Source organism: Aeromonas sp. FDAARGOS 1407 (assembly GCF_019048725.1).
GTDB lineage: Bacteria > Pseudomonadota > Gammaproteobacteria > Enterobacterales > Aeromonadaceae > Aeromonas > Aeromonas enteropelogenes.
The window spans coordinates 2,400,882-2,417,013 of record NZ_CP077399.1 but is presented as its reverse complement, the minus strand read 5'-3'; the positions used below and the strand labels follow the sequence as shown (position 1 = coordinate 2,417,013).

At 51.2% G+C, this 16,132-nt stretch carries 17 protein-coding genes and 1 other RNA gene; 10 read left to right on the top strand and 8 right to left on the bottom strand.

The annotated features are described in order from the left end of the window. Positions 1-101 precede the first annotated feature (101 nt). On the top strand, positions 102-1,376 hold the full coding sequence (locus I6L37_RS11605; protein WP_216991894.1) for an amidohydrolase: 1,275 nt from the start codon (positions 102-104) through the stop codon (positions 1,374-1,376). A gap of 91 nt (positions 1,377-1,467) precedes the next feature. Here I6L37_RS11605 and I6L37_RS11600 read toward each other — a convergent pair whose 3' ends face one another. Then, positions 1,468-1,827 carry an RnfH family protein gene (locus tag I6L37_RS11600; protein ID WP_124240417.1) on the bottom strand — a complete coding sequence of 120 codons (360 nt, stop codon included), beginning with the start codon at positions 1,825-1,827 and terminating at the stop codon, positions 1,468-1,470. Further along, complete coding sequence (locus tag I6L37_RS11595) at positions 1,820-2,254, bottom strand: SRPBCC family protein (RefSeq protein WP_026455810.1); 435 nt, start codon at positions 2,252-2,254, stop codon at positions 1,820-1,822. The genes I6L37_RS11600 and I6L37_RS11595 overlap by 8 nt, the downstream gene beginning before the upstream one ends. 169 nt (positions 2,255-2,423) lie before the next feature. Between I6L37_RS11595 and smpB the strand changes: the two genes are divergently transcribed. The 3 genes from smpB to I6L37_RS11580 all read left to right on the top strand — a co-directional run bounded on the left by smpB (position 2,424) and on the right by I6L37_RS11580 (position 4,855). Beyond that, positions 2,424-2,912 carry an SsrA-binding protein SmpB gene (gene smpB / locus I6L37_RS11590; protein WP_026455809.1) on the top strand — a complete coding sequence of 163 codons (489 nt, stop codon included), beginning with the start codon at positions 2,424-2,426 and terminating at the stop codon, positions 2,910-2,912. A 180-nt stretch (positions 2,913-3,092) separates the two neighbouring features. After that, positions 3,093-3,452: a transfer-messenger RNA gene (gene ssrA / locus I6L37_RS11585) on the top strand. Between the two features lie 164 nt (positions 3,453-3,616). Continuing rightward, positions 3,617-4,855, top strand: coding sequence for an integrase domain-containing protein (locus tag I6L37_RS11580; protein ID WP_010673972.1), 1,239 nt, complete (start codon positions 3,617-3,619; stop codon positions 4,853-4,855). 62 nt (positions 4,856-4,917) lie between these two features. Here the strand turns inward: I6L37_RS11580 and I6L37_RS11575 are convergent, their stop codons facing one another. The 5 genes from I6L37_RS11575 to I6L37_RS11555 all read right to left on the bottom strand — a co-directional run bounded on the left by I6L37_RS11575 (position 4,918) and on the right by I6L37_RS11555 (position 8,882). Then, positions 4,918-5,322 carry an H-NS family nucleoid-associated regulatory protein gene (locus I6L37_RS11575; protein WP_010673971.1) on the bottom strand — a complete coding sequence of 135 codons (405 nt, stop codon included), beginning with the start codon at positions 5,320-5,322 and terminating at the stop codon, positions 4,918-4,920. A gap of 345 nt (positions 5,323-5,667) precedes the next feature. Further along, entirely contained in the window at positions 5,668-6,015 is a 348-nt protein-coding gene (locus I6L37_RS11570) for a hypothetical protein (protein WP_162624614.1), read from the bottom strand. Next, on the bottom strand, positions 5,966-6,652 hold the full coding sequence (locus I6L37_RS11565) for an inovirus Gp2 family protein (RefSeq protein ID WP_111896691.1): 687 nt from the start codon (positions 6,650-6,652) through the stop codon (positions 5,966-5,968). Before I6L37_RS11565 ends, I6L37_RS11570 begins: the two co-directional genes overlap by 50 nt. A gap of 450 nt (positions 6,653-7,102) precedes the next feature. Beyond that, positions 7,103-8,686, bottom strand: coding sequence for a YfjI family protein (locus tag I6L37_RS11560; RefSeq protein ID WP_216991893.1), 1,584 nt, complete (start codon positions 8,684-8,686; stop codon positions 7,103-7,105). Positions 8,687-8,699: 13 nt separating this feature from the next. Next, a complete protein-coding gene (locus tag I6L37_RS11555; protein ID WP_277619642.1) occupies positions 8,700-8,882 on the bottom strand; it encodes an AlpA family transcriptional regulator in 183 nt (60 codons plus the stop codon). Between the two features lie 129 nt (positions 8,883-9,011). Between I6L37_RS11555 and I6L37_RS11550 the strand changes: the two genes are divergently transcribed. The 4 genes from I6L37_RS11550 to I6L37_RS11535 all read left to right on the top strand — a co-directional run bounded on the left by I6L37_RS11550 (position 9,012) and on the right by I6L37_RS11535 (position 14,648). Then, positions 9,012-11,129 (top strand): hypothetical protein, encoded by a 2,118-nt coding sequence (locus tag I6L37_RS11550; protein WP_216991892.1) that lies wholly within the window; start codon positions 9,012-9,014, stop codon positions 11,127-11,129. Between the two features lie 534 nt (positions 11,130-11,663). Beyond that, on the top strand, positions 11,664-12,617 hold the full coding sequence (locus tag I6L37_RS11545) for a DUF932 domain-containing protein (RefSeq protein ID WP_216991891.1): 954 nt from the start codon (positions 11,664-11,666) through the stop codon (positions 12,615-12,617). Between the two features lie 94 nt (positions 12,618-12,711). Then, positions 12,712-13,713, top strand: a complete 1,002-nt coding sequence (locus I6L37_RS11540) for a YqaJ viral recombinase family protein (protein ID WP_216994157.1) — start codon at positions 12,712-12,714, stop codon at positions 13,711-13,713. Continuing rightward, entirely contained in the window at positions 13,710-14,648 is a 939-nt protein-coding gene (locus I6L37_RS11535) for a hypothetical protein (RefSeq protein WP_216991890.1), read from the top strand. The genes I6L37_RS11540 and I6L37_RS11535 overlap by 4 nt, the downstream gene beginning before the upstream one ends. A 1-nt stretch (position 14,649) precedes the next feature. Here I6L37_RS11535 and I6L37_RS11530 read toward each other — a convergent pair whose 3' ends face one another. Further along, positions 14,650-14,973 carry a helix-turn-helix domain-containing protein gene (locus tag I6L37_RS11530; RefSeq protein WP_226009532.1) on the bottom strand — a complete coding sequence of 108 codons (324 nt, stop codon included), beginning with the start codon at positions 14,971-14,973 and terminating at the stop codon, positions 14,650-14,652. A gap of 132 nt (positions 14,974-15,105) precedes the next feature. On the opposite strand from I6L37_RS11530, the gene I6L37_RS11525 reads away from it, so the two are divergent. Both I6L37_RS11525 and I6L37_RS11520 read left to right on the top strand, forming a co-directional pair. Continuing rightward, complete coding sequence (locus I6L37_RS11525; RefSeq protein ID WP_216991889.1) at positions 15,106-15,666, top strand: lecithin retinol acyltransferase family protein; 561 nt, start codon at positions 15,106-15,108, stop codon at positions 15,664-15,666. 37 nt (positions 15,667-15,703) lie between these two features. Beyond that, positions 15,704-16,129 (top strand): DUF2787 domain-containing protein, encoded by a 426-nt coding sequence (locus I6L37_RS11520; RefSeq protein ID WP_216991888.1) that lies wholly within the window; start codon positions 15,704-15,706, stop codon positions 16,127-16,129. The last annotated feature ends 3 nt before the right edge of the window (positions 16,130-16,132 follow it).

The window sequence follows — 16,132 nt, the reverse complement described above, 5'->3', positions numbered from 1 at the left end:
TATTCTGTACGGTGGCGACAAAGCGCCAGCCGCCTCCCCCCTGTTCTTGATCACAAAAAAGGGCACAATAGCCGGCAGTTCAAACACACAAGGAAGCCGAGATGAGCCTTGAGCACCTGATCCAGTGGCGCCGCGATCTGCACCGCCTGCCGGAAGCCGCCTGGAAAGAGTTTCGCACCACCAGCCTGATTGCCCACCACCTGAGCGGGCTCGGCTACCACATCGTGCTCGGTGACAAGCTGCTGGCCAGCAATCTGGTGATGGGACGGGATCTGGACGTGGCGGCCGAGAAGGCCCGCGCCCGCCGCCAGGGGGCGCATCCCGACTGGCTGGATCGCATCGGTGACTTTACCGGTCTGATGGGGGAGCTGGACACCGGCCGCCCCGGCCCGACGCTCGCCTTTCGCTTTGACATCGATGCGGTGGAGGTGGAAGAGTCCGGCGACGAGCAGCACCAGCCGCAGCGGGAGGGGTTTGCCTCCCACAACAAGGGGTGGATGCACGCCTGCGCCCACGATGGCCACACCGCCATTGGCATGGGGCTGGCCAGCCGGTTGATGGCGATGAAAGAGCAGTTGGGGGGGCGCATCAAGCTCTTCTTCCAGCCTGCCGAAGAGGGGTGTCGCGGCGGCAAGGCGCTGGCGGCCGGCGGGGAGCTCGATGACGTGGATGCCCTGCTCTCCCTGCATATCGGTATCCACGCGAGCAGCGGCGAACTGGTGATCAACCCCACCGAGTTTCTCTGCTCCACCAAGTTCGATGTGCACTTCATGGGTACGGCGGCCCACGCAGGTCTTGAGCCCAACGCCGGTTGCAACGCACTGGCCGCCGCCTGCATGGCCACCAGCGCCATGCTCGCCATTCCCCGCCACCGGGATGGCATGACCCGCATCAATATCGGCCAGCTCAACGGCGGCAGCGGCCGCAATGTCATCCCCGATCATGCCGAACTGCGCGGCGAGACCCGCGGCGCCGACAGCGCGTTGAACGACTACATGTTCGGCCAGGTGCAGCGCATCGTCGAAGGGGTTGCCATGGCCCACGGGGTCACCTACCAGATCATCAAACAGGGCGAGGCCATCGCGCTGGACAACAGCCCTACCCTGCAGGTCGAACTGACCGCCCTAGCCCGCCAGCAGGGGCTCGCCACCATCCAGACCCGCCGCTTCGGCGCCAGCGAGGATGCAGGTTTCCTGATGGAGCGGGTACAAAAACAGGGAGGCGAAGCCGCCTACCTGGTGCTCGGAGCAGATCTCGCGGCGCCGCACCATCACAATGCCTTCGATTTCGATGAGCGGGTGATGCAAAGCGGGGTCGATCTGCTGGCCGCCTGGGTGCTCTCCCGTCAAAGCACACAGCCAGCGGCGGCGCGCTGACCAGCACGGTAAAAGGCTATATCGCAGGATCAAAAAGGCGCCCTGGGCGCCTTTTTGACGAATGCATCGCAATGGATCCCGGAGCGACTCACTAGTGCGACTCGCCATCGCCCCGCTTGCGATTGGTGTTGGGGCGACCGCCGGTCACAGCATCGGCCCGCCCTTCCTCTTTGGCCTTCTCGGCCCGCTTCTTGCGCATCTCGCGCGGATCGGCGATGAGCGGTCGATAGATCTCGATACGATCCCCGTCCTGCAAGTGATCACTCCCCTTGACCGGACGACTGTAGATACCGAACTTGTTGACTGCCAGATCGATCTCCGGGTGCTTTTGCACGATACCGGACTGCTCGATGGCATCCAGCACGCAGGTCTCTGGCGCAACCCTCAGCTCAATCACCGTCTGCTGCTGCGGCAAGGCGTAGACCACCTCTATGGTGAGCTGCTCAGACACCGTAAACCTCCTTCGCCCGGTTGGAGAAGGCGGCGACCATGGAACTCACCAGATCGCGGAACACCTGACCGAAGGCCACCTCGATTAGCTTGGAGGTAAATTCGAAATCGAGATCGAACTCCACCTTGCAGGCATCCACATCCAGCGGAGTGAAGGTCCACCAGCCCGCCAGCTTGCGAAACGGGCCATCCACCAGCTCCATCCTGATCTGGCGGTTCATGTCCAGCTGATTGCGGGTGGTAAAAGTCTTGGCAATGCCCGCCTTGGCCACATCCACCGAGGCCATCATGTAGTCATCGCCGGCCTCGTGCACGCGACTGCCGACGCAACCGGGCAAAAATTGCGGATAGGCATCCACATCGTTAACCAACTTGAACATCTGTTCTGCACTGAACATCACCAGCGCACTGCGAGTAATACGGGGCATGGCTTTTCCTCATCCAATCGCCGCGATTTTATCATCATGTTCCGGCTTGTGGAGGTAAAACCTCGGCCAAACTGCTCATTAAGCCGCCACTCGAGCCGCTGCGCGTTTTACAGCCGCCCTCGCCTACGTATAATACGAGCCTCCTAGTCATTGCCGGAAATCGCCCGTCATGAGCAAAAAAAACAGTAAAAACAAAGCCGGGTCCAGCACCATTGCACTCAACAGAACCGCGCGCCACGAATACTTCATCGAAGAGAAGATCGAAGCGGGTCTGTCTCTGCAAGGGTGGGAAGTCAAATCCCTGCGGGCGGGCAAGGCCAACATCAGCGAAGCCTATGTCATCTTCCGCGATGGCGAGGCCTACCTGTTCGGCTCCAGCTTCCTGCCGCTGCAGGCCGCGTCCAGCCACGTGGTGTGTGACCCGACCCGTACCCGCAAGCTGCTGCTGAGCCGGCGCGAACTCGACAAGCTCGAGAGCCTGATCGCCCGTCAGGGCTACACCATAGTGCCGCTCGCCCTCTACTGGAAACAGTGCTGGGTCAAGGTCGAAATCGGCCTGGTAAAAGGCAAGAAAGAGCACGACAAGCGCGAAGATACCAAGGCCCGCGAATGGGATCGGGAAAAAGCCCGCATCATGAAGAACAAAAATCGCGGCTAATCCGATTGATGCTGCAAGGTCCGGGCTCCAGGCCCGGACTTTTTCTTTTCTGGCCTGCCTCTTACCCTCTCCCGCCCTGCTTGCGCGCAATAAATCGGCAAACAGAGCGGCTCCCCGCGGGAATGGCCATCAACGCCTTGCCATGGCAGCATTTTTGCGTACAATCCCTCTTAACAACTTGGGGCTGATTCTGGATTCGACAAGATTCACGAAACCCAAGGTGCATGCCGAGGTGCGGTAGGCCTCGTTAATAAACCGCAAAAAAATAGTCGCAAACGACGAAAACTACGCACTGGCAGCTTAATAACCTGCGCAGAGCCCTTCTACCCTAGCTTGCCTGTGTCCTAGGGAATCGGAAGGTCATCCTTCACAGGATCGTGTGGAAGTCCTGCTCGGGGCGGAAGCATTAAAACCAATCGAGCTAGTCAATTCGTGGCGTGTCTCTCCGCAGCGGGTTGGCGAATGTAAAGAGTGACTAAGCATGTAGTGCCAAGGATGTAGTAATTTTGGACGGGGGTTCAAATCCCCCCAGCTCCACCAAATACCGGTCCAACAGTGACCAACGAAGTCCAAGAAACCCGCATAGCATAAGGCTTTGCGGGTTTTTTGTTGTCTTATGCTGTCCAATGGGGTGCGTTGCCATCCAGCCCTTTTAGGCATATCGTTAGGCATATCGTTTTGTATGCCTTCCGGAGCGTATGCCTATGCCTCGTATCACCCGTCCCTTATCCCCAACCGAGATCAAAGCAGCCAAGCCCAAAGAGAAGGAATACACCCTCTGCGACGGGGCTGGTCTGGAGCTCGTCATCAAGCCCAATGGCTCCAAGTTGTGGCGCCTGCGTTACTACCGCCCCCTAACTAAACAGAGAAACATGATCAGCTTTGGCTCCTGGCCGGAGATGTCGTTGGCTGAAGCGAGAGAGAAACGCTCCGAAGCCAAAACGTTGCTGCAACAAAACATCGATCCCCAACACCATCGTGATGAGCAGGCATCCGCTGCGTTATCACAGAGCGAGCACACCTTTGAAGCCGTCGCCAAGCGCTGGTTTGATGTTAAGCGCCCTTCCGTCACCCCGGCATATGCCGAGGATCTCTGGCGTTCTCTCGAAATGTACCTGTTCCCCGAGATAGGCACAGTGCCCGTTATGGAAATAAAGGCACAGCGAGCCATCAAGATCATCGAGCCCATCGCTGCTGCTGGAAAACTCGAAACCGTGCGTCGCCTCACGCAACGGGTGAACGAGATCATGACCTTTGCTGTTAACTCTGGTCTGATCGACGCCAACCCTTGCTCGGGGATCAGCAAGGTGTTTCAGCGGCCAGCCAAACAGCACATGCCCAGCATTAACCCCAACCAGTTACCAGAACTGATGAACAGGCTATCGAAGGCCAGCATCAATTTGCAGACCCGCTGCCTCATCGAATGGAGCCTGCATACCTTGGCTCGCCCCAGCGAGGCGGCCGGAGCAAGGTGGGCAGAGATCGATATGGAAAAGAAACTCTGGCGGATCCCACCAGAGAGAATGAAGAAGCGCAGAGGTCATGACGTGCCCTTGACGCCGCAGACACTTGCCTACCTGGACCTCATGCGACCGATCAGCGGCCATCGTGAATTTATCTTCCCTGGTATCCGTAATCCTAAAACGCACACCAACGAGCAAACAGCCAATGCGGCCTTGAAAAGAATGGGATATGAAGGGACCTTGGTCGCTCACGGCCTGCGAGCCTTGGGCAGCACCACCCTGAACGAGAGAGGATTTGATCGAGACGTTATAGAAGCTGCCTTGGCGCACTCTGACAAAGATGAAGTCCGTAGCGCATACAACCGCACGGATTATCTGGAACGTCGCCGAGAAATGATGGTCTGGTGGTCAGAATATATCGATGCAGCATCCAGAGTCGGTTCAGCACTGACGTGGTTGCCATCGTCAAATGTCAGCTGAGCTAAGTTTCAATAACTCAACAACGCAATAGAAAAAGGACTGGTTAGCCAGTCCTTTTGACATCAAATCAGGAATTCTTCCAACTGCCTGCCTTGCTCCAGCATGGCGGCCAACGCTTTAGGAGTGCGTCCCTGGCCGGTCCAGGTGCGCTCTTCACCATTTGCCATATAACGATACTTCGGCGGACGCGGAGCACGTTTCGTGCCATCACGTTGAGCTTTCCCAGCTGGGACACCCTGTACGAGCTCAGTAGGGTCAATGCCAGCATCAGCAAGCATTGCTTGGAATTCGGCCAGCTTGGCCAAACGCTCGGCATCGGCTGCGCGGGTCTTTTCTATCTCAGCAACCCGCTCGTTATAAATCGAGGAGAACTTCTCATTCGCTTCTTGCAACTGTTCAAAGGAGAGCTCACGCAATGCAGCCCGCAAGCTACGGATATTCAGCAACACTTTCAGAAATTCAGTCATGATTAAGATCTCTCAATAAGGGGCACACCGTCAGCCACATGGATAGCTACTGACTCTGGTGATATAGGTCTTTCAATCTGGATCGTTCTGGTGACTGGTCTGAATAGTGAACAGCACGATTCAGGTAGTAATAACAGTGTTGAATTTTACGCTATTACACCTCATCGATGCAAATGCCATTAATTATCGTTTTAGCATTCTGTCGTCATCAGTGTCCATTTGAATTTGTTGTATTTATACGCAACACATAAAAACGAGGGGATTGGTCCCCTCGCTGTGCTTAACAGACTAGTCATCTCCGTAAATGCTACTAGAACGTTCATACAGAAGCAGCTGTTGTTTATACTACCCAAGTTTCCGGCTTCGCTTAGACGAGCTTACAGGGCATCTGGTGAACGCTAACAGCTCTTCAGGATTAATACGCTCTAAAGCGAGCAATTCTTTAATGTCAGCGATCACCTGCTGCCGCTCATGTGCTCTTACCCTCGCAGCCTCCTCTTCCTCAATGCGCTCCAGCGCTATCGCCTCGATTTCAGCATTCAGTGCTAACAAATCCTCCGATGACAATCCCTTTAATGCCGACCGTAACGATCGGGTATCTGTAAACACACTTGATGCAAGCTTCATTTGCCACCCTAATAAATCAATGCTCAGCCCGAAGTAGTTGGCTAGTACCAAAGTTGCGGTAGCCATCACCGCCGCTCTTCGTATTCTTTTTACTCAGGTACGCCATACGAAACAAAAATGCTTCGAAGTTGTCATCTAGCTCTCGGGCTGACTGGCGATCAAACCGGTACTGCGGATTATCAGGAAAATTCACTAACGTCGCGTTATCAGGATAAGGGAGGCTCAGGGCGCTGCACCACGCCTTCTGGATCCTGGTTCCCATATTGTTAGCGTCATAGTCCCGATAGTCTCCCAGAAAGGCATAGACGTCTTTGTTAAAGAGCAGCATCAGGTGGTAATGGGGTGATGCCGAGGTATCCTGCTCACGGCACCAGATAAAGGCCGGTAGAGACGGAGTACCACGTCGTTTCTGACGATAGTGGTCCGCACGTAGTTGGCTTTTCAGGGACTCCATAAAGCGAGTAATCACTGACGGGTCAGCCCGCTGTAGGCAGGTCAGCGTGTCAGCATCATCTTCAGGTGACTCAACAGCAAAGCGCAGGTCTACCCGCAGCGCATAAACACGGGGATACCTGGCAAGGGTATCGGAAACAACATCCAGACTACGTCTCAAATAGGTGCAATTCATGGGGCCGTAACTATCTGTGTATAATCTAGTAAGTGCTTTCATCTTCAATACTGAATTTTTTAAGTGATTCAACATAGGAGTCCCTACCTTGGTGAATAGACACGGAGGTATAGTTATTGAATTAAATAAATAGATGTGCTTTTTGCTTAAGTAAATACACCATGCTCTGGATGCTATCCATAGTGGTACATGCTTAGAGGCATGTAGTCTTCATGCTCCTCTCATCGTTAGATTGCATAGCGTATGCTGCTGAACGTTAGTAGTGTGCATGGCTATGGATGTATATAAGAGTGTATGTATTACTATATGTATTGCTATATATAATACATATACCGCATCATGGCTTATTTAAATAAACCCATACACTCCTCAATCAAATGGACATATATACTAAAATATAAACATAGGGTTCCTGATTCAGATGCAGTTATGATACCGCCCTATATAACAACACTCTTAAGTTACTTAAGCGGAGTACTGCAATCAGTTAATACTGAACCTTGATGTATGGGAATGGTGCAACCATTAGTGTCGGAGCTTATTTCTCATGTCAATCAACGGTCTCTCAAACAGTTCAACTGATGGTATTCCTGAATGGCGTCTTCCTTGATATTCTACTAGCTCGCTAACATAAATTTTATCACGGGTGCGGACTAAAGAGCGCCTAACAATCCTAGGGTATTTCTTCCAAGATAAAGAAATATAAATTGACTGTTTCTTTTTAAAGCAAATGATATCTCCTCGAGCAATAAGAACTTCTATTGCATCTTCTAGCTTATTCGAATTACGAACACAATGTGGGCCACTTCGTCTAATGTCACCTTTCAAAAACAGCTCATTATTCCAGTTATGAATAATCCACTCCAGTAGCTTATTAACATGTGTCTCGTCCACGAACTCCCTAGCCTCGGGCGATCTAAATATTATCAATGCTTGATGTAAGTATATTTCAGCTAGTTCAATAGCAGTCTGCATAGTCTCATGAGTCACAAGTGCGTTTCTGTAGTCTCTATTTTTAAACACATGAAGTGCCGCCGCGATTCTCGAAGCCTGCTCCATAAACTTTGAACCAAAATCTTTATAGTGTTCCAAATATTCCCCGCCCCTCATTGCGTATTCAATGTCATTAAACTTGTCATTCCAAATTTTCTTAGCACTCTCTGTTAAATTCAGGCAATGACGTTCCTTGCCTTGTGCTCTCATCTCGAGCCCTTCTTGCAGTAATGCATCAATCCTTGAGCTAAATCTACCTAATTTAATTTTATCATCTAGTGATGCGCTATCATCCCTATCTTCTTGACGATAGCCAATCTCTGACTCAGGCTCACACAGTAGAATTCGAGCGTCTAATCCAGAGCTTCTCATCGCATCACCATTACTATCTCTGAATATTCTATATATATCAGGCTGGATTTGCATGCTCAAAGTCAAACGAGCACCTTCAATATGAACTTCAGGGGCATTGGCTCTGTCAACACGTATAGTTTGACCTGACCATAGTGAGTTAAACAATGCATTATCTTTCATCAAGTCACTGGACAGTAGTGTCCCAGCTTCATCGGACACCAGAGCTAATGACGTATTCTTCTCAGCTAACATCGACTTCAGTTTTGCGACTGTTATATCCTCAGCTAAAATCCTCTTAACTAACGGAGCTATAGGCATATTTGAATGGTGAGTGTGCCATGCCTCTATTATAATGGGCTGCTCATCACCTTTTTTATACATCTCACCTAATTCCCTCCTTAACACTTTTTCCTTCATATTCCACAATTCCAGCTCGATCTGATATTTCTGCTGTGCAGCATCTACCTGCTCAGCCAAGCATTTTTCAAATTCACGGACTGGTTTCATCAGTAGCTTATCGACCGTGCTTTTTCTCTCGCCAGAAGCAGCTAGAATTAGAGTGTAAAGTGATGCCGGTATTTTCATCCCGCTTTTGGGGCTAATGTCTACCAGCTGCTGTGATGCGATAGCTATAACAGACAACATCTGAGTCAAAATCATAAACCTCGGGGCCTTTGTTCTATAGGCGACGACATCCAGTGGATCCCAAAGGGACTGATCTAACCTCTCGATGACACCTTCAATTGCTCTGTACTGATTCATGGCTAACCTCCGTTTACTGACTGTTTTTTGACCTGGTTGTAATCCATTGGTGGATCTCACTCTGACGCCAGCCTATGGCTGATGCACCAAGCTTAACCGCCCTCGGAAAGCTGGGATCATGCCGAGGAGATTTGGCGTTGAGCTTGTCGTAAATTGTTGATTTAGACAGGCTAATCATCTTAGTGAGCTCAGTCATCCTAATGATGGGGTCTATTGTCTCTAGCATTACGTGCTGTCCTTCTAACGTCTGAGTGAATGAGCTCGCATTATGGTGGGTTTTTGGGGTAGGTTCAGGGGGAGGAACTACGCCCCCAACGAGCAAATCATGAAAAAACATCACTTTGCTGAACTTATCTACTCTGTAGAAGACACCCTTGGTCTCTGGCATAGGACCAGAAAAACCGAGCAAATCAGTAAGCATTCGTACGATTCACACCGTGAACACTTCCAAAGTGATAGCCCAGCCACTTTTAACTCGAATGAACCCCATTCGAGGCTAGAAAATATATTCAACGTTCTGCATGTAGGCTGCAATTTGCCAGATGAAATGATGTCAAATCATGTTGATATATTAGAGAGTGTGTACAATGCGCTAGCTCGGCAAACAAACATCCTTAAAGAATCAACTGAAGATATCAAAGCTGCTTATATTAAAAATGCGCTAATACCTTTAATATGCACTGATATATTTATTTTTAAATCCAATGCCAGCCCAAGTTCAATCTACTTCCATCTTAACCGTCTATTAATGATTGAAAATATTGCTACGAATGATAAAGGCTCGATAAAATTCAGAAAGGCAACAGCAAAAAAATACATATGGGATTGTATTGATGAACATTTCCTTAAAAATAAAGATATTCTTGAAGAAACGCGTTATAAGAATGCGGAATTGTTAATTCCAGAATTGCTTCATTACTTAGAAGAGCGGCACAAAAATACAAATCAAAAATGTGTAAAATTACATGAAAAACTAAAAGATTGTAATGATAGAATTTCCAGCATGAATTTAGATGGGGCCTTTTTTAGTATTGCTCCAATATCAGCAGCTTACACCGCTACAATTATCCTTCAAGATATAGAAAACAAAACAGGTATGTTTGGTCGATTTTATCAAACATATAAGCAACTTATTCAGCGCGATAAAACACTCGAAGAATTAGAAAAAAGCATGCGTTACGCACTCAATTTCAACAATGAGAAATTGCATATTGCGGAAGTGGTATTTAATACTAAGCGTGGATACGAAACTCCACTTCACATATACGATTGCAAAATATTTTTCATAGAGAAAATCATAAATATAATTGTTTCATCATTCAAAACACCCACTATATATAAATTTGACAATGATGCTAAGTTGCCTCAAATTGAAAAGCAGCTAGATTATCTGTCGAATATAGTATCTCTACCACCTAGCTTTGAATATTCAATTATAGATAGCAATGACAGTGCTTACTTTAAATATAAAACTGTGAAATACATGAAGAACACTGTCACATTTGATAAAAGTAATGTCGCTGGAATTATTACATTGGCGAAACACAATGCCAATCGATATCAAAAATATTTTTTGCAATACATACCTCTAATAAACGCGCTAGATTGCATTAGAAATGAAAATCCAAGCATGGCTTTAGATATTATTGATAGCATACATGAAGAAAGCTTATCTCGGTTTGGTTTCGTTAAGCATTCACTAGCTGTGCTTAAAATAGGGTTGATGTACAATTTAAAGCCGAGCAGTATTAAACACGAGTCATTAACGGAGCAGGTTATTGAAATAATAAACCATCAAGGTATTGTTTCTATTCCTGTCTTTGCATCACCCAGTTTATTAGAAAATAATAATGCAGGTTGGCTTTCCGAACCCGAATATGAAGAACATTCTATTGTTTATGGCGGCAACACATATAACTCGATCGTAGCGCAAGCTATCTATGCTTATAATTTCACTGTCGCACGATGCACTCCCTCACGCAATCCACCGACAAACGAAGCTATCAAAAACCTGTCGACATTGACTCATCCAAATTATAATTATTCTTCGTCATTGATTGTACGCAACCTGCTTAAAAAGCTTAATGATGTCTCAGGTAAAATATTAGCCGGACTTGATAAAGTCAGCATCGATGTAGATCCTAAAGATCCTATGGGCCTTGCAAAATTTGCAAACGAATTGGTTAAAGAAAATGTAATTACTAGAGCAGAATTAAATGATAATCTAATCCGAGGCATTACAGGATCTTCTCTCGGTGTTTGCCTCTTGGACTATTCAACTATCATATTGTTATTGTTTGTTCCTGGGGATGATGTTGATAATATTATTGCGTTGGGTAAAAAGACTAATGTTGTAGAGTTATTGTTCAGGTATAAACACCCTTTACCTAAGGAAGATGAGAATAATTCACTAAACACAAAAAATGCATCTGCAATCAGTTGAACTGAAAGGACTGAAATTTTCAGTTTCTTTGAAGAGGGTACTTATTCGTACCCTCTCTAGTGAATGATTACTTGTTGATGCACATCAATTTCAAATATACCTGCGAGAATTGTTTAAATGCGTTTTTATTTCATGTATTATTTTCAGGGATGGAGTCGGTTGCCAAAACGTGGATTGAGGCACTGGTGACATTACAGCGCCACAATCCCACAGCATCAATTCAGGTGTATGGTTATTTCTCCTCCCCCCTGTCATCATGACTCCAGCAACCAATCAAGTAAGCTCTATCCAGATACTTTCAGATACGAATATCAAAAATATCTGGAATATCAAAAATTGCGCACACTAATGAGTCTCAAAAATGCAACTGGATGCCATTGCATACTCTCATATGGCACCATCTAATTTTATGGTGCGGTGCTGTCATCTGGCGCTCCCATTACTTCCATTCAAATAAATTTCAGATATATATTCTCTCGGTGAACCTACCTTGGGACTGTTCTATATAGTCCCATTTTCATTGGAGATTGATTTATGGCACACCTCATCGATACCATGGCCTACACTGGCCTAGCGCCCTGGCACGGCCTCGGAAATATCTTGCCCCCACAACAATCATTGGAGATCTGGCTTAAAGCTGCCGGTATGGACTGGACCATCGAGCAGAGCGACGTAATGTTTAACGTTGCTTCCGATGCCCTCCATATTCGCCCCTATCGCGGCAGTAAGGTGCTCTTCCGATCCGATACACTCGAACCGCTCTCGGTGGTCTCCCAACGCTATAACGTGGTACAGCCCCATGAGGTGCTGCACTTCTATCAGGATTTAGTGGAAATCGGCGGCTTTGAATTAGAAACCGCAGGCTCACTTAAAGGTGGCCGAAAGCTGTGGGCGCTGGCCCGTACCGGCCAAGACTTGAAACTCAAAGGCAATGACCTGGTGAAGTCCTATCTGCTGCTGGCAACCAGTTGTGACGGTACACTTTGCACCACGGCGCAATTTACCTCGTTGCGGGTGGTCTGCAATAACACCTTGCAAATGGCGTTGCGTAATAGCGCTGGCGCAGTCAAAGTCTCTCACTCGACGACATTTGACCCGGCTGTTGTCAAACAGGAATTAGGGTTGGGACTTTCCCACTGGGATGAATTCAAAACCCAGACCAAGGCATTGGCTGCCCGGCCTGTCGCCCCAGAAGAGGCGTTACGTTTCTTTAGCGACTTGCTGGCCCAACCGCTGGATGCAGATAATCAAATCATCCTTACTCGCCCTGTTCAACAGCTCCATGAGTTGTATCAAGGTGCAGGCATGGGCTCGGAGTTAGCCAGCTCTCGCAATACTGCCTGGGGGCTGGTCAATGCCGTCACGGAATATGTGGACCACCATCGCCGAGCTCGCAGCCAGGATTATCGCCTCGATTCTGCCTGGTTCGGTCAGGGGGCTCAGCTAAAGTCTCAGGCCCTCAATCAAGCCCTTACACTGCTGCAGTAATCCCGCACTCAGTTTTATTTCATTTCCCCGTCATAGACCCCTACCCAGCCATCAGGCCGGGCGGGGACGTTTATGCCGCTGACAAGGAGTCATGATGAAAGCAAAAACCAAATGCGGTCAGGCCATCCGTTTAGCCTCCACCTCCGACCTTCCTCGCGAACAGTGGCTGGCGATCCGCAAGCTGGGGATCGGCTCGTCCGATGCCGCCGTGGCGGTCGGCCTCTCACCCTATAGATGCCCGCTGTCGCTGTGGTTGGAGAAGACTGGTCGCAAGGAGCCGGAGGATATCTCCCACAAGGAGGCCGTGCTGTGGGGCATCGAGCTGGAGCCAGTCTTGGCACAGGTCTATGCCAAACGCACTGGTTATCGGGTGCGCCGGGTCAATGCCGTGCTCCAGCACCCCGAGCATCTGTTTATGCTCGCCAATCTCGACCGGGAGGTGGTGGGTCACCCCGATGGCCCCGGCATCCTCGAAATCAAGACCGCCAGCTATCACAGTGCCCCGCAATGGGAGGAAGGCGTACCGGTCGCCTACCAGTGTCAGGTACTGCATCAGCTCGCCGTCACCGGTCATGCCTGGGCGGAAGTGGCGGTACTAATCGGTGGTCAAGATTTTCGGATTTACCGCATCGAACGCGACGAGGAAAAGATCCGGGATCTCACCGAGCGGGAAGCGCAATTCTGGCATCAGGTCACCCACGACCAGCAGCCCGAGCCCGATGGCTCCGAAGATGCAGGCTCGGCGCTGGCTTGGCTCTTCCCCCGCGATGACGGGGAAACCGTCGATCTCTCCGATTCACCCGAGTTCAACCAGCTGTTCGGGGAGTTGCTGCATCTGCGCGAACACAAGGAGGAAGTGGAGCTACGCGAATCACAGATCAAGCAGCGGCTACAGGCCACGCTGGGAGAGGCTACGGCAGGACTCTTTGCCGACGGCAAGATCACTTGGAAACGCAGCAAGGATCGGCTGGCCCCGGACTTGGAACGGCTCGGGCAGGATCATCCCGACCTGCTCAGCCACTACGTCAAACCGGTGCCCGGCTCACGCCGTTTCACCATTCAGGCAGCTCACGCGGCCAGGAGACACACACCATGATCAAAGGACTGGCGATTACCCCACCCGTGATCGGGCGGATCTGTATCGGCAGGCTGGTACAGAAAGAGGGGAAATGGGTGCCTGAGAAGGACGACAGTTTCACCCTCACCACCCAGGTACAGCAGAAAGGGGGATGGTTGCTCCATCCCTTGCATCAGCAGTTCGCTCAAGGGCATGAGCAGGCCAAGATCCGCGCCATTCCGGTGCGGGTGCTGTTCAATGACAGCGATCTGAACCTGAGGGCGGAGTACAGCGCCTTTGACCGCCAGACTGGGCGGCCGCTCTGTGTCGGCAACGGGGAGCTGGCGAGACGAGTCGGCGCACAGGGGATGGAAGAGGTGTGCTGCCCCGGCCCGGAGCGCTGCCTTTACGGCCAGCAACAGGGCTGCAAGCTGTACGGACGGCTAAACCTGTTTGTAGAGGGACAGGGGGATGCACTCGGCAGCTTTATCTTTCGCACCACCGGCTATAACTCGGTACGAACCCTGGCGGCACGGCTCAAGTACTTCGAGGCGGTGAGTGGCGGCCTGACCCGCTATCTGCCGCTGACCTTGCGGTTGCGGGCCAAGAGCACCACCCAGTCTTACCGCACCCCGGTCTACTACGTGGATTTGACGCTGCGTGACGAGCTGACCCTGACCGAGGCGGTCGGTCAGGCACGGCAGGAGGCGATGCTGGACGATGAAGCAGGGCTGGCGATAAGCGAGATGGAAACCGTGGCGCGAGCGCTATTGCGTAATGGTCAGTTCGAGGACGTGGATGAAGAAGTGCCAATGCTACTGGAAGAGTTTTACCCCCAGGTGGAGGAAGGGGAGAATTTGACTACCGAACCAGCACCGCAAACAGTGGCCCAGCCACGGGGAACGCGAGCACGGGCATCCCCGTTAACCAACAAGCTAGGCAAGGGCGCCACACCGGCACCCGGTACACCCTGACTCAGGATTTGGCCAAGCGCTCGACCAGCCGCTCAAACGTCTCCAGCAGCAATGCCCGGTCATCGCTGTCCAGCCGGGCGAGTTTCTGCCCCAAGACGATACCCTGCTCGGTTGGGCGCGGGCTGGTTTCGCGCAAGAAATCGGCCAGCTCGCAGCCAAACAACTGAGCCAGTTCAGCCAGCCGGGCAATGGTCGGCACCACGATGCCGCGCTCCATCCGAGAGACGGCTTCCATCCCGATATTAAGGTGCTCTGCCACCTGATCCTGGGTCAATCCCGCCTGCTGGCGCTGCCGCCCGATCGCCTTGCCCACGCTTTTAGCCAACAGCTCACCTGGGCCTGGGATTCCCGTACCCTGACCTTACACAAATAGAATCGTCACTTTTCCACACTGATAACAGGGCACCCACGAGGTGCCCTGCTGCGTTTTTATGTCTGACCACAAGGAGTTATCTTCATGTCTCGATTCACCCCAGGCGATCATCTGGTGACCGCTCGCCTCGGTTATACCCACCACGGCCTCTATGTCGGGGGCGACCTCGTTATCCACTACCAGGGGCCTAATCACGGCCTACCCGGTGAGATAGTGATGACGTCTCTGGATGCGTTTTCCGATGGTAAGCCGGTCTGGTGCAAATTTTGCCCTGTTAGGCGGTATGACCGAACGGAGAGCCTCGAACGTGCCCGCACACGGCTGGGCGAACACCGTTACGATGTGTTGTTCAGTAACTGTGAACACTTCGTGATGTGGTGCATCCACGGTATCCACCACTCGACACAGGTTAGCCAGGTAGCAACGGCAGTGGCGAAAGCGGCCCTTCGTACTCCACAGGCCACCATCATTCCCCCAGCTATGACTGTGTTGAGCCGCGAGCGCACAACGTCTGATTACATAACGCTCGCCACCTCTGCTATCACCCTGACCACCCTCGCGACATCGCCAAGCTGGGTCCCCCTGGCAACCGGCGCATTAGCCGTTCACGCAGTCAGCCGCCTCTGGTCCTGGCTCACCGACTGAGCCACTGCCTACCCTCGCACAACAAGGAGCACAACCTATGACTATTCCCTTCTACCGGGACGGCTTTGCCCTGCCCGTCACCCCCGCCCTGCTGGCTCTGCTCAGTCAGGAAGCCGAACGAACCGATCTCGATCTGGGGCGCTGCACCCAGCTGACCTTCAACTTCCGTAACCCCGGTTACAGCGCCGAGCAAGGCGGCGTACATCCGGTCGAGATACGCTTGGTGCGCGGTCTTGACGACTGGCTGTTCGATTACGTCACTGATTTCAGCTATCAGGGATTGGGTCAGGATGCAGAGCTCTGCAAGGAGCTTGATTTCAACTTCCTCGACGGGGAACACACCATGTTGGGCTGGGGGCCGCTACGGCTGGCTGAAGCCCGGGAGTTGTTCGATATCTGGCAGAGCAACTTCATTGCCTACTGCCGGTTGGAGTGTTTCACCGTTTCGGTCACTGGAGATTAGGAG

Bases quoted from the DNA above. Each gene is read 5' to 3' on its own strand.
- I6L37_RS11605 (WP_216991894.1), top strand. From the start codon at position 102: ATGAGCCTTGAGCACCTGATCCAGTGGCGCCGCGATCTGCACCGCCTG.
- I6L37_RS11595 (WP_026455810.1), bottom strand. From the start codon at position 2,254: ATGCCCCGTATTACTCGCAGTGCGCTGGTGATGTTCAGTGCAGAACAG.
- smpB (WP_026455809.1), top strand. From the start codon at position 2,424: ATGAGCAAAAAAAACAGTAAAAACAAAGCCGGGTCCAGCACCATTGCA.
- I6L37_RS11580 (WP_010673972.1), top strand. From the start codon at position 3,617: ATGCCTCGTATCACCCGTCCCTTATCCCCAACCGAGATCAAAGCAGCC.
- I6L37_RS11575 (WP_010673971.1), bottom strand. From the start codon at position 5,322: ATGACTGAATTTCTGAAAGTGTTGCTGAATATCCGTAGCTTGCGGGCT.
- I6L37_RS11570 (WP_162624614.1), bottom strand. From the start codon at position 6,015: ATGGCTACCGCAACTTTGGTACTAGCCAACTACTTCGGGCTGAGCATT.
- I6L37_RS11565 (WP_111896691.1), bottom strand. From the start codon at position 6,652: ATGTTGAATCACTTAAAAAATTCAGTATTGAAGATGAAAGCACTTACT.
- I6L37_RS11560 (WP_216991893.1), bottom strand. From the start codon at position 8,686: ATGAATCAGTACAGAGCAATTGAAGGTGTCATCGAGAGGTTAGATCAG.
- I6L37_RS11555 (WP_277619642.1), bottom strand. From the start codon at position 8,882: ATGACTGAGCTCACTAAGATGATTAGCCTGTCTAAATCAACAATTTAC.
- I6L37_RS11550 (WP_216991892.1), top strand. From the start codon at position 9,012: ATGAAAAAACATCACTTTGCTGAACTTATCTACTCTGTAGAAGACACC.
- I6L37_RS11545 (WP_216991891.1), top strand. From the start codon at position 11,664: ATGGCACACCTCATCGATACCATGGCCTACACTGGCCTAGCGCCCTGG.
- I6L37_RS11540 (WP_216994157.1), top strand. From the start codon at position 12,712: ATGAAAGCAAAAACCAAATGCGGTCAGGCCATCCGTTTAGCCTCCACC.
- I6L37_RS11535 (WP_216991890.1), top strand. From the start codon at position 13,710: ATGATCAAAGGACTGGCGATTACCCCACCCGTGATCGGGCGGATCTGT.
- I6L37_RS11525 (WP_216991889.1), top strand. From the start codon at position 15,106: ATGTCTCGATTCACCCCAGGCGATCATCTGGTGACCGCTCGCCTCGGT.
- I6L37_RS11520 (WP_216991888.1), top strand. From the start codon at position 15,704: ATGACTATTCCCTTCTACCGGGACGGCTTTGCCCTGCCCGTCACCCCC.